Consider the following 11,794-nt stretch of genomic DNA (forward strand, 5'->3'; position numbering starts at 1 on the left):
ATGACGGTCACGCTCTACCGCCTCGAAGGCTGCCCGCACTGCGAACAGGTCGTCGACCGACTCGACGAGTTGGATATCGAGTTCGAGAGCGAGTGGACCGAGGCGCTCCACTCGAAGCGCGACGAGGTGAAACGCGTCTCGGGCCAGCGCGACGTTCCCGTGCTCGTGGACGACGAACGCGGCATCACGATGGGCGAGTCCGACCGCATCGTGGAGTACCTCGACACCTCCTACGCCGCGGCCTGAGGCGACCCGAACCGGCGTCGCCACTCGGTTTATGCCCCGGGCGAGCGTAGCTTCCCTTATGGAGGAAACCCTTTTCGAGACCGAGGAGCCCCGAAGCCGCGCCGAGATCGCGCGTGTCCTCGGTGCGGCGGCGGCTGAACTCGCCGGCGACGGCCCGGTGACGCTGGAGTCCGACGGCCAGTCCGTCACCGTCCAGCCGCCGGAGCGGCCGACCTTCGAGGTCGAAGTCGAGCGCGAGGTCGAGGACGATACCACCGAGACCAGCATCGAGTTCGAGATCGAGTGGGAGGAGGCGGGTGACGGGACCCAACCCGAAGCGAACGACGAAACCCACCCCGAAGCGGACGCCGAAGACGTCGTCGACGTCGCGCCACGCCCCCCGGACAGCCTCGCGCGGTTCGAAGTCTTCCGCGACCGGGCCGACGAGCACCGCTGGCGGCTGGTCCATCGCAACGGCAACATCATCGCCACCAGCGGCGAGGGCTACACGACGAAAGCGAACGCGTTGAAGGGCGCACGGAGCGTGATGCGGAACGCGCCGGGTGCGGAGTTCGTCTCGAAGTAGGGCGAGGAGCCGGGAAGCGCTACGGTCGGGCGGAGTCCCGAGCGGCCGCCCCGCCGTCGACCGCCGCCGCCAGTCGCGGGAGCAGGTCGGTGGCGTCGGCCCGGAAGTCGTACTCGACGCGCCCGGAGAGCGGGGTCCGGTCGAGGTTCACCACGACCATCGTCGCGCCGTGGTCGGCGGCCGTTCCGGGCAGCGACGCCGCGGGCTCGACCGAGAGCGACGACCCGACCACGAGGAAGACGTCGGCGCTCTCGGCGAGCGCGTGGGCTTCGAGCAGCGCGGCCTGCGGGAGCTGTTCGCCGAACAGCACCACGTCGGGTTTGAGCACCCCGCCGCAGTCCGCACAGCGGGGCGGCGTCTCCCCACCTCGGACCCGATCGCGAACCGGGGCCGCCGCGAGCCGCCGCCCGCAGTCGTCACAGACGACGCGTTCGCCCGAGCCGTGGAGTTCGATGACGTGCTCGGAGCCCGCCTTCGTGTGGAGCCCGTCGATGTTCTGGGTGATCAGCGCATCGAGCGCGCCCCGGGTTTCGAGAGCGGCGAGCGCCTCGTGAGCGGGGTTCGGCGCGACGTGCTCGCCGTGGCGCGCGGCATCGACGTCGAGCCGGTCGCGCCAGAACTCCCCCGGACTCGCCTCGAACCGTGAGCGGTGGAAATCGGCGGGGTCGTGGGTTTTCCAGAGCCCGTTCTCGCCTCGGAAGTCCGGGATCCCCGAGTTGGTACTCACCCCGGCCCCGGTCATCGCGACCGCGCACTCGGCCTCGCGGATGGCCTGCGCGGCGAATCGGAGCGCGTCGTCCATGTGGATCGGTGGCGTCGAACGAACAAAAGCCCGCGGCACGCTCGTCACGTTCCCAAGCAACAGACATCCACGATCTTTAATACGGAGACTTAGTAGCAGCAATATGATGGGTGGTGCTTCCGACCCACGCCTCCGTGCCGTCTCCATTGCCGTGATTCTCGTTGCTATTTCGGGAGCTATCAGCGCCGTTCAACCGATGGTACTTCGTTCCGTGGCTCGCCCACTGGTCAACGAATCCGGTCTCTCTCCCGTCTCGCTCGCGGTGAACTTCCTGTACAGCTACGGATTAGCGCTCGCTGTGGGGGTTCTGTTCCTGTATCTCTCCGGTAGGGGGGGTCGCTTACTTCGACATAGAATCACTGACGAGACGAGGTATTGGATACGCCGTAGCAGGTGTTCTGATACATCTCGTTGCGGAGGTCGGCATTGGAGTCGCCAACTCCCTGTTCGGTCTCACCCCTTCGGGGAGCGACAGTCTCGCGCTGATCCTATCCGGCGGTACTGCGACCATCGCAACGGGAGTTCTACTGGTCGTCCTCTTCGCCGTGCCCGCCGAGGAGTTGTTCTACCGGAACGTCATCCAGAAACGGCTCGACGAAGGGCTGCCGAGTGCAGTAGCCGTCGTTTTCGCGGCGACGTTGTTCGCGCTCTCACACGTGCCAACGTACTACAGTCCGAATCCGGTACTGATGGCCAGTCCGTTCGCAAGCAACCTCGTCGGCGGGCTCGTGTACGGTTCGATCTACGCTCGAACGAAGAACATCGCGCCTGCGGTGCTCGCGCATGCACTCTACAACACGATCGGGATCGGATTGGCCGTGGTCTGAGTCGACTACCGACCTCGTTCTGCGCGTGGGTCGACCGAAACGAGCGACACGGATTCGTGCTGATAGCGAGGGCAGTCGGTGAGACGGTTCACACGACGGTCGTTCCGTGGGATTCGAGAAGGAACCCGCAGTGGGATCCGATTCGGGTCAGTCGGTGGACTCGCCAAACCTCGGCAATCCGTCGAGTTCCTCGGGACGAACCGCGTCCTCGTCGAACGCCTCGCGCGCAATGGTTCGCTTGTGGACCTCGTCCGTGCCGTCGATGATCCGGAACGCGCGCACCGCCTCGTAGAAGTCCGCGAGCGGGAGGTCCCGACTGATGCCCGCCCCGCCACAGCACTGGACAGCCAGATCGATGGTCTCCTGGGCGACGCGGGCGGCGAACACCTTGCTCATCGAGACCTCGACGCGGGCCTCCTCGCCCCGGGCGATCTTCTCGGCGGCGTCCCGGACCATCGTCCGGGCGGCGTGGAGCTGGGTCTCGGCCTCCGCCACCGCGAACCGCTGGGCCTGCTTGTCGGCGATCGACGACCCGAACGCCTCGCGCTCGCTCATGTAGGTCTTCGCCACCGTGAGTGCTCGACTGGCCATCCCCGAGAATCGCATACAGTGGGTCAATCGTGCTGGTCCGAGGCGCTGTTGAGCGATCGTGAATCCCTCGTTCTCCTCGCCCAACAGGTTCTCGGCGGGCACGCGAACGTCGTCGAAGCGGACCTCGGCGTGACCCTCCGACGAACTCGCGGGCCCGAGGTGGGGGATGTCGCGGACGATCTCGACACCCTCGGTCTCGGTAGGCACGAGGACGATCGAACAGCCGGCGTAGGGGTGGGCATCCTGGTCCGTTCGCGCCATCAGGAGGATGACGTCGGCGGCGCTTCCCTGGGTGGTCCACCACTTGTGGCCGTCGATGACCCACTCGTCATCCTCTTTTTCGGCGGTCGTCCGGAGCATCTTGGGATCCGACCCACCGCCGGGAGCCGGCTCGGTCATCCCGAAGGCCGAGTTGATCTCACCCGCGACGAGCGGCCGGAGCCACTCCTCCTTCTGGGCCTCCGTGCCGACGAGTTCGAGGGTGTGCATGTTGCCCTCGTCGGGCGCGTCGACCCGCATCGCGGGCGCGCCGAGCAGGCTTCGACCCGCCTCCTCGAACAGCGGCAGCACGTCCCGGAGGTCGAGACCCATGCCTCCATACTCCTCGGGGATCTGGGGCGCGTAGACGTCGTACTCCCGGGCGGACTCCCGGAGGTCGGCGATGGTCTCGTGCGGGACGACCTCGCCCCCGTCGTGGGCGCGTTCGGCGGGGAGGACGACCTCCTCCATGAACTCGTGGGCGCGCTCCCTGAGGTCGGCCGCCGTCGCGGAGTCGTTGTACTCCATGCCCACCCTTGCCCGCACAACATTGTAAAACGATAGGCCCGGGCTGCCGACCAGTGGAGGCGTGACCCGCAGCTATTCGTACCCCGAGTCACAACCTCCCTACCAATGGTAACGAGACCGCCGATCCACCTCGACTCCAGCCACACCGACCATGAGTGACGAGTACTTCTCGCGGATCGTCGACGAGGACGCGCTCGCGGACTACTTCGAATCTGAACTCGGACCGGTCGACGAGTACGACATCAGTCACCACCAGGAGGGCCACTCGAACGAGACCTTGTTCGTCGAGTGGGGCGACCGCGACCTCGTGGTTCGCCGGCCGCCGCCGGGCGAGGTCGCCGACACCGCCCACGACGTCCTCCGGGAGTTTCACGTGATGGATGCACTTCAGGACTCCCAGGTTCGGGTCCCACCGACGGTGCTCGCCTGCGAGGACCACTCCGTCCTCGGCTGTGATTTCTACGTCATGGAGCGCGTCGCGGGCGACGTGCTCCGGGACGACGAACCCGAGCGCTTCGCCGCGCCCGACCATCGAAAGCGAGTGGGCGAGGAGCTCGTCGACGGCCTCGCCGAGATCCACGCCGTCGACTACGAGGCAGTGGGGCTCGGCGAGTTCGGCTATCCCGACGGGTTCACCGAGCGCCAGGTGAAGCGGTGGTCCGAACAGCTGACGTGGGCGTTCGACGTCACGAGCGAGGAACGCGAGGTGCCCGAACTCTACGACGTGATGGAGTGGCTCACGGAGAACACACCCGAAGCGCCCGAACACACGCTCGTACAGGGTGATTATAAACTCGACAACGTGATGTTCGGGCCGGGCACGCCACCGACGGTCGTCGCGGTGTTCGACTGGGAGCTGAGCACGCTGGGGAACCCGCTGGTGGACCTGGGCTGGATGCTGTCGTACTGGTGGGATGGGAAGGACCCCGCACCACCCCAGGCGACAGACTCGCTCAACGCGACGTTCATGACCCGCGAGGGGTACCCAACCCGGCAGGAACTCGTCGAACGCTACGAGGCGAAGACCGGGATCGACTACGAGCACGACCGCTTCTACCGCGCCCTCGCGGTCTACAAGCTCGCGGGGCTCGGCGAGATGTTCTTCCGGCGCTACCTGGAGGGCAACGCCGACGACCCGCTCTACCCTCGGATGGAGACCGGGGTGCCGGAGCTCGCCGAGCGCGCGGTCCGGATCATCGAGGGCGACGAGCCGCTGTAGTCCCGTCCGCCGTCGTGGGACGGGCCGGACGAAACGATCACCGTCGTTAACTACATCGGGGGAGACGGTTACGTATGGAAACCGGCGACATCGACCGAGTTGCGGTGCTCGGCGCGGGCAACATGGGTCACGGCATCACCGAGGTAGTCGCGATGGGCGGCTACGACGTGGTGATGCGCGACATCGAAGACGAGTTCGTCGAGTCGGGCTACGAGAACATCGAGTGGAGCCTCGGGAAGCTCGCCGACGGCGGAAAGATCGACGATCCTGAGGGGATCCTCTCGCGGATCGAGACTACCACCGACCTCGAAACCGCGGTCGGCGACGCGGACTTCGTGATCGAGGTCGCGCCGGAACGGATGGCGCTCAAAAAGGAGATCTACGGCGAACTCGACGAGCTCGCGCCCGAGCACGCGATCCTCGCGTCGAACACCTCTTCGCTCTCGATCACCGAGATCGCGAGCGCCACGGGGAGGGAAGACCAAGTCGTCGGGACCCACTTCTTCAATCCCCCGGTGAAGATGGGACTGGTCGAAGTCATCTATGGCGAGCGAACCTCGGACGAGACCGCCGAGACCGCCTACGGATTCGCCCAATCGCTCGGCAAGACCCCGATCTACGTCCGGAAGGACGTCCAGGGCTTCGTGGTCAACAGCGTGCTCGGCCCGTTCATGACCGAACCCGCGTGGATGGTCTCGAACGACGAGGCCACGGTGCGGGAGGCCGACGCGGCGATGGTCCATCGACGTGGCTATCCGATGGGGCCGTTCGAGCTCGCCGACCTCACCGGCATCGACATCGGCTACTCGGTCCGTGAGGAGGCGGGCATCACCAACCCGCCGTTCATCGAGGCGAAGGTCGAAGCCGGCGACCTCGGTCGCAAGACCGGGACGGGCTACTACGACTACGAGGACGGCGACGGCCCGGACTACGAGGAGGGAGACGGCGAGGGCTTCGATACGCTTCGGGTGGAGGCCCGGATGGTCAACGAGGCCGCGAAGCTCGTCGGGAACGACGTGGCGACGCCCGACGCGGTCGACACCGGGATGCGTCTCGGCGCGGGCTTCTCCGAGGGCCCGTGTCGCCGGGCCGACCGCGAGGGGCTCGATGTGATGCTCGACAAACTCGAAACCCTCCACGAGGAAACCGGCGAGGAGCGCTTCGAACCCGCCGACTCTCTCCGGGAACTCGTCGAGGACGGTCGCACCGGCGTCGAGGCGGGTGCGGGCTTCTACGAGTACGACGAGGGCGGCGAACCGGTCGAGGGACGATGACCGAGCTCTCGGCGGACCAGCGGGCCGGGTTCGAGTCGGTCGTCGACGAGCACGGCCTCTTCTCGTGGCTCGGGATCGAACTCGACGCGGTCGAGGACGGCCGGGTGGTGCTCCGCGTGCCCTACGACGAGAAGTTCGCGAACCTCGTGGCCGGCGGTGAGGGCAACGTTCACGGCGGCGTCACCGCCACCCTCGTCGACACCGCGAGCGGGTTCGCGCTCCGTTCGACCTTCGAGGACCCCGCGGCGGCGCAGCTCACGACCACCGACCTCGACGTCTCGTATCTCCGGCCGGCCACGGACGACCTCATCGTCGAGGCGGAGGTGCTCCGTGCCGGCGGGTCGATGGGTGTCACCGACGCCACCGTACGGAGCACCGCGCCGAACGGCGAGGAGAAGGCGGTCGCGGTCGGGCGGACGAGCTACCGGCTGTTCCGGGGGTCCGAGTGACGACTTTCGAGTCGCTCTCGGTCGGCGACACCTACGAGACGGCGCGGCGGACGGTCACGGAGGCCGACGTGACGAACTTCGCGGGCGTGAGCGGCGACTTCAACCACCACCACACCGACGCCGAGCGGATGGCGGGGACCGAGTACGGCGAGCGGATCGTCCACGGCGCGTTCGTCTTCTCGGCGATGACGGGGCTGCTCTGGCAGTCCCGGAGCCCGGACGAACGCGACGACGTCATCGCCTTCTACGGGGTCGATTCGCTCCGATTCACCGCCCCGACCTACGTCGGCGATACGATCCACGTCGCGGTCGAGGTGCTCGAAAAAGCCGAGCGCGAGCACCCGCGCGCGAACGGCACGATCCGCTACGGGATCACCGTCGAGAAAGCCGACGGCGAGACCGTGCTCGCGTGCGAACTCCTCTCGCTGGTCCGGTAGATCACACCCGGGCGGCAGGTTCTTCCATGCGGCTGTGAAACACCCCACATGGCCAAACGTGTTCTCGTACCGTTCGACGATTCGAGGCAAGCACGCAGCGCGCTCGACCACGCGCTCGCCGAGTACCCGAACGACGAGGTCACCGCGATCCACGTTCTCGACCCCGCCGAGTGGGGCTACGACTCGGCCGAGGGCGGTCTCGGCAAGCGCTGGCACGACGAGGCGATCGAGAAGAGCGAGTCGGTCGAGGCGGCGGCGACCGAGATGGCCGACGAACGGGGGGTCGACATCACTACCGTCGTCGAGGACGGCGTCCCGAGCGAGACCGTCGTCGGTTACGCGGACGAACACGACATCGACCACATCGTGGTCGGCAGCCACGGCCGGTCGGGCGCGACACGCCTCCTGCTCGGGAGCGTCGCCGAGGCGATCGCCCGGAGTACCTCGATCCCCGTGACGATCGTCGGCTGACGCACGGCGATCGCCCCCTCTCCTTCGGTCCCGAGTTTCTGGTCCGTCCGAAGCCGGACCGGTGGGACCCCTCGGCGACCCGTCGGTATCGCTAGTACGGACTCGACGATCTCTAAAGAAGTACAGTGAGGATTAAGGTGTATGGGAACGGTAGGGGAGGCATGGTAGAGACACGAAAGGTTCAGCGGTTGGGGCCGTCGACGCTGGCGATGACCCTCCCGGCGGAGTGGGCCCGCGCCCACAGCGTCGAGAAGGGCGACGAGGTGTCGCTCCGCACCGGGGGGAAAGGCACCCTGACGGTACTGCCCGAGTCGGCCGAGGCCGAGGAGTCCCAGGCGACGATCCACGCCGAGAACATGGACGCGACCGCGGTCGAGCGTGCGATCGTCGCCCAGTACGTCCTCGGCCGACGGGTGATCCACGTCGAAGTTGCCGAGGGGAGCCTCGATTCCGAGCACATCAACGCGGTCTACAACGCCGAAACCCAACTGATGGGTCTCGGCGTGATCGAGGAGACCCCAGAGCGGATCGCGATCCGGTGTTCGGTCGACGCCGAGGACTTCACGCTCGACAACCTTCTGGAGCGACTCGAATCCACGGGCGCGACGATGCGCGACGAGGCGATCCAAGCGCTGGCGCTCGGCAACCCCGACTTCGCCGAGCGCGCGCTCAATCGCGAGCGCCAGGCCAACAAGATATTCGTCCTCCTCCTCCGGCTGATCTTCACCGCCTACCAGAACCCGAACCTCGCCCGCTCGGTCGGGCTCGACGACGGCTTCCCGCTCATCGGCTACCGCTCGATCGCGAAGAACCTCGAACTCACCGCCGACAACGCCGAGGACATCGCCGAGATCGCGCTCGAAGCCCCCGACCACACCCTCGAAGTCGACGACCCGACGATGCGACGGATCCGGGAGTTCACCGGCCAGGTCGACGAGATCTCCGAACTCGCGGTTCGAGCGGCGGTCGAACGGGACTTCGAGCTCACGCTCACGGTGCGTGAACGCTTCGCCGAGATCAACGACGTCGAGGGCGAGATCCTCACCGACCTCCCCGAGATGGACAACGAGGCGCTCCTGCGGGTGCGCGACGTGCTCGTCAGCCTCGCTCAAACGGCCCAGTACGCCGTCCGTAACGCCGAGATCGCGACGAACCTCGCGCTCAACGAGGAGTCGGCCCACACGACGATCACGTAGCAGCCGTTTCGTGTTTGTAGAACGCTACGACACCGGTTAGCTCACTATCCCTGCGAAATTTACGTCAGTTCCCGCCCACCCGTTCGGCGGCGACGATCCGCCCGTTCGGGGCCTCGACCAGCACCGTGTCGCCGCCGTCGTTGATCACCGGATAGAGGAACCCGGCGTAGAGGTCGCCGCGGGTGTCGTCGCCCCGGCCGGTGTGGACCGTGACGTTCGCTCCCGACCCGAGGGAGTACGGCGGCAGGGCGTAGCGCTGGCCGTCGTCGAAGTCCACGGCGTAGCCGTCGAGGTTCAGCCGCCGCTGGCCCGTGTTGCGGAGCACGGCGGTCTCGTTCGCGGCGTCGACCGAGACGAGCGCGAGCGCCCTCGATCCCGACCCGTTCCCCGCTGCGGTCGCCGTCGGGGGTCGCGACGGGGTCCGTGTCGCCGACGGAAGATCCGTCGTCGGTCTCGTGGTGGCCGTGACGGTTCGCGTTACCGTCGGCATCGGGGTCTGTGTCGCCGTCACCGTCGGCGTTCGCGTCGCTGTTGCGGTTCGCGTCGCCGTCGCTGTTGCCGTCGCGGTTCGCGTTGCGGTCGGCGCTTCCGTGGTCGGCACTCGGGTCTCGGTGGCGGCCGCGGGCTGGCTGCCGTTCGGCGGTGCAGCGGTGCCCTCGATGGGGCCCGCGGGCGTCGCGGTCTCGTCGACCGGCCCGGCGAGCTGTGAACAGCCCGCGAGCACGACGAGCAGTCCGAGGAGGACGGCGGCGAGCGGCTTCATCGACCGGGGTTGGGGCTCACCGCAGATGCGTGTTTATCCTCGTGGCTCGGGAGGCCTCCGAGTCGCGTTCGGGCGGTGCTGTCGTTCGCCAGCACGTCGGTGTCGACCGCCGTCGTGTAGTCGAGGCCGTCGAGCGGGACCCGGACGGTCTCGCCGCCCGGCAGCGAGAGCACCGCGGTGAACGAGACCCGGAGGTCGGTGTGCTGGCCGCGCTGGACGTGCGTGACCCACCAGTCGTCGAGCCGCTCGTTCCGGATGTCGGTCTCGGCCCGGAGACTGCCCTGTCCGCCGGTGGGGACGGTGGTCGCCGTGCCCGTCGTGCCGTTGCCGACCGTGATGCCGTTCATCGTGACCGTGTAGTCCAGCCGGGTGATCGAGAGCGGGACCGACGTTGGGTTGCGGAGTCGAGTCCGAAGTTCGAGCGGCGTGGTCTCGGCGGTGACGTCGCCCCACGACGCGCGGGTCCGCTCGACGACGAGGATCGGGTCCGAGACCAGGGGCAGGCTCGCGTTTATCGGGCGCGGCGCGCTCGAGTTCAGTCGGTCGGTGATGGAGGTCCGCGTCGTCGTCGTCTCCGTGAGCGTCGCAGTCCGCCCGATCACGGGTAGCGTGACGTTCGCCGTGGTGGTGACGCGCGTGCGCTCGCCGTTCCGGACGTGAGTGACCCACCAGTCGGGGATCCTCCGGTTGTCGACGACCGTCGTGAGGCTGACGTCCGTGGTTCCCCGGTCGAGCCGGATCCCGTGCTTGGTGCCGGTTCCGACCTCGACACCGTTCATGGCGACGTTCGTGGCGACCGTGGCGTCGCCGAGTCGGACCGCGATCGGGTTGGGGTTCGAGACCGTGAGGTCGGTCTCGACCACCGTGGTCGTGGCGTTGACGCCGACGATACGGCTCTCGCTCTCGACTATCGACGGCCGGTCGAAGGCGACCGCGACCACACCGAGGGCGACCGCGAGGAGGGCTGCGAGCACGAGGAGACCGACCAGCAACCGGGTGAAACGACCCATCTAGATGGTTTGCCCTCGGGATGGGACGCGAATACCCCTTGCGATGGAACGACCTAAGTCCCCGCCGATGATAGCGCCGCCATGGCTACCGAAAGCGTCACGACCGACCGCGGGGTCGGACTGACGGTGCTGTTCGTCGTGGTCGGAATCGCGGGCGCGGTCGTCGCGTTCGTCGCCGGGCTCACCGAGAACCAGATCCTCGCCAGCTGGGGGTTCGCCGCGGCGATGATCGCCGGCTCGCTCGCGGTCGGCGCGGTCCATCTCGCGCGATAAGCCCGTCGAAAAGCGTTAAGACGATCACGCCCGTATCAAGGGTAATGACCACCTACACCGACGAGGACCGGCGGATCCTCGCCTATCTCTACGACAGTGTCTCGCGGGGCGACCGGTACTTCCGCTCGAAGCAGATCGCCGACCAGCTCGGCCTCACCGCCAAGCAGGTCGGGGTCCGTCTCCCCCGGCTCGCCGAGGAGTCCGAGGACATCGACATCGAGAAGTGGAGCCGGGCGAAGTCGACCACCTGGCGCGTCACCCCCGGGTAGCCCGGATTCTACCGCTTCGGTTCTCATCGCCGTCTTCGGCGGACTTTTACCCCGCGACCCACTATCCGTGCTATGACTGTTCGTGTCGAACGCACCTTCGAGATAGCCGCCCCGCCGGAACGCGTCTGGGAGTTCATCGCCGATCCGGGGAAACGCGCCCGCCCGATCAGCGTCGTGGACTCCTTCGAGGTGCACGACGACACCCGCGCCACTTGGCACCTCTCGCTGCCGCTGCCGCTCGTCAACCGGACCATCACCGTCGAAACCGAGGACACCGAACGCGACCCGCCGAGCCACGTCGAGTTCGTTGGGCGCTCACGGGTGATGCGCGTCGTCGGCGAACACGACCTCGAAGCCGTCGGCGAGGGCACCCGGCTCACGAATCGCTTCACCGTCGAGGGGAAACTCCCCGGCGTCGAACGGTTCTTCGAGCGTAACCTCGACGGCGAACTCGACAACCTCGAAGCCGCGATCCGGCGCGAGAGCGAGATCGAGGTCTGAGATCGGGCCGCCGATTCCGAAGCGAACCATTTATCCCGCGGACGACAGTAGGGAAAACCGCCGGAACGTGACGCTTTTCTCGTCACACGCCGGCACAAAGCGCCCACCGCACCCC

16 protein-coding genes are annotated in these 11,794 nt (G+C 67.3%); 12 read left to right on the forward strand and 4 right to left on the reverse strand.

Going from position 1 to position 11,794, the window contains the following annotated elements; all coding sequences use genetic code 11:
- Together D3261_RS17400 and D3261_RS17405 are read left to right on the forward strand one after the other, a co-directional pair.
- Window positions 1–246, forward strand: a complete 246-nt coding sequence (locus D3261_RS17400) for a glutathione S-transferase N-terminal domain-containing protein (protein ID WP_120074559.1) — start codon at window positions 1–3, stop codon at window positions 244–246.
- A gap of 58 nt (window positions 247–304) precedes the next feature.
- Complete coding sequence (locus tag D3261_RS17405; protein ID WP_120074561.1) at window positions 305–811, forward strand: amphi-Trp domain-containing protein; 507 nt, start codon at window positions 305–307, stop codon at window positions 809–811.
- A 19-nt stretch (window positions 812–830) separates the two neighbouring features.
- Here the strand turns inward: D3261_RS17405 and D3261_RS17410 are convergent, their stop codons facing one another.
- Window positions 831–1,613 (reverse strand): Sir2 family NAD-dependent protein deacetylase, encoded by a 783-nt coding sequence (locus D3261_RS17410; RefSeq protein ID WP_120074563.1) that lies wholly within the window; start codon window positions 1,611–1,613, stop codon window positions 831–833.
- A 545-nt stretch (window positions 1,614–2,158) separates the two neighbouring features.
- Between D3261_RS17410 and D3261_RS20745 the strand changes: the two genes are divergently transcribed.
- On the forward strand, window positions 2,159–2,440 hold the full coding sequence (locus D3261_RS20745; protein WP_233554027.1) for a CPBP family intramembrane glutamic endopeptidase: 282 nt from the start codon (window positions 2,159–2,161) through the stop codon (window positions 2,438–2,440).
- 147 nt (window positions 2,441–2,587) lie between these two features.
- Here D3261_RS20745 and D3261_RS17420 read toward each other — a convergent pair whose 3' ends face one another.
- A complete protein-coding gene (locus tag D3261_RS17420) occupies window positions 2,588–3,817 on the reverse strand; it encodes an acyl-CoA dehydrogenase family protein (RefSeq protein ID WP_120074565.1) in 1,230 nt (409 codons plus the stop codon).
- 151 nt (window positions 3,818–3,968) lie between these two features.
- On the opposite strand from D3261_RS17420, the gene D3261_RS17425 reads away from it, so the two are divergent.
- From D3261_RS17425 to D3261_RS17450, 6 genes are all read left to right on the forward strand, one after another.
- Entirely contained in the window at window positions 3,969–5,036 is a 1,068-nt protein-coding gene (locus tag D3261_RS17425; protein WP_120074567.1) for a phosphotransferase family protein, read from the forward strand.
- Window positions 5,037–5,110: 74 nt separating this feature from the next.
- Window positions 5,111–6,310, forward strand: a complete 1,200-nt coding sequence (locus D3261_RS17430) for a 3-hydroxyacyl-CoA dehydrogenase (protein ID WP_120074569.1) — start codon at window positions 5,111–5,113, stop codon at window positions 6,308–6,310.
- Window positions 6,307–6,759, forward strand: coding sequence for a PaaI family thioesterase (locus tag D3261_RS17435; protein ID WP_120074571.1), 453 nt, complete (start codon window positions 6,307–6,309; stop codon window positions 6,757–6,759). Before D3261_RS17430 ends, D3261_RS17435 begins: the two co-directional genes overlap by 4 nt.
- Complete coding sequence (locus D3261_RS17440) at window positions 6,756–7,196, forward strand: MaoC/PaaZ C-terminal domain-containing protein (protein WP_120074573.1); 441 nt, start codon at window positions 6,756–6,758, stop codon at window positions 7,194–7,196. Before D3261_RS17435 ends, D3261_RS17440 begins: the two co-directional genes overlap by 4 nt.
- A 48-nt stretch (window positions 7,197–7,244) precedes the next feature.
- Complete coding sequence (locus tag D3261_RS17445; RefSeq protein ID WP_120074575.1) at window positions 7,245–7,667, forward strand: universal stress protein; 423 nt, start codon at window positions 7,245–7,247, stop codon at window positions 7,665–7,667.
- A gap of 161 nt (window positions 7,668–7,828) precedes the next feature.
- Complete coding sequence (locus D3261_RS17450) at window positions 7,829–8,863, forward strand: phosphate uptake regulator PhoU (protein ID WP_120074577.1); 1,035 nt, start codon at window positions 7,829–7,831, stop codon at window positions 8,861–8,863.
- Window positions 8,864–8,927: 64 nt separating this feature from the next.
- On the opposite strand, the gene D3261_RS17455 is transcribed toward D3261_RS17450, so the two are convergent.
- Window positions 8,928–9,626, reverse strand: coding sequence for a lamin tail domain-containing protein (locus D3261_RS17455; protein ID WP_120074579.1), 699 nt, complete (start codon window positions 9,624–9,626; stop codon window positions 8,928–8,930).
- On the reverse strand, window positions 9,623–10,636 hold the full coding sequence (locus tag D3261_RS17460) for an LEA type 2 family protein (protein ID WP_120074581.1): 1,014 nt from the start codon (window positions 10,634–10,636) through the stop codon (window positions 9,623–9,625). Before D3261_RS17460 ends, D3261_RS17455 begins: the two co-directional genes overlap by 4 nt.
- An 81-nt stretch (window positions 10,637–10,717) precedes the next feature.
- Here D3261_RS17460 and D3261_RS17465 point away from each other — a divergent pair, with 81 nt between their 5' ends.
- The 3 genes from D3261_RS17465 (at window position 10,718) to D3261_RS17475 (ending at window position 11,679) form a co-directional block, all read left to right on the forward strand.
- The gene (locus D3261_RS17465) at window positions 10,718–10,909 is read left to right on the forward strand and encodes a hypothetical protein (RefSeq protein WP_120074583.1); all 192 of its coding nucleotides are present in this window, start codon (window positions 10,718–10,720) and stop codon (window positions 10,907–10,909) included.
- A 44-nt stretch (window positions 10,910–10,953) separates the two neighbouring features.
- Complete coding sequence (locus D3261_RS17470) at window positions 10,954–11,178, forward strand: hypothetical protein (RefSeq protein ID WP_120074585.1); 225 nt, start codon at window positions 10,954–10,956, stop codon at window positions 11,176–11,178.
- 72 nt (window positions 11,179–11,250) lie between these two features.
- Window positions 11,251–11,679 (forward strand): CoxG family protein, encoded by a 429-nt coding sequence (locus D3261_RS17475; protein WP_120074587.1) that lies wholly within the window; start codon window positions 11,251–11,253, stop codon window positions 11,677–11,679.
- Window positions 11,680–11,794: the final 115 nt, after the last annotated feature.

The organism is Halococcus sp. IIIV-5B (assembly GCF_003602035.1).
Taxonomy (GTDB): domain Archaea; phylum Halobacteriota; class Halobacteria; order Halobacteriales; family Halococcaceae; genus Halococcus; species Halococcus salsus.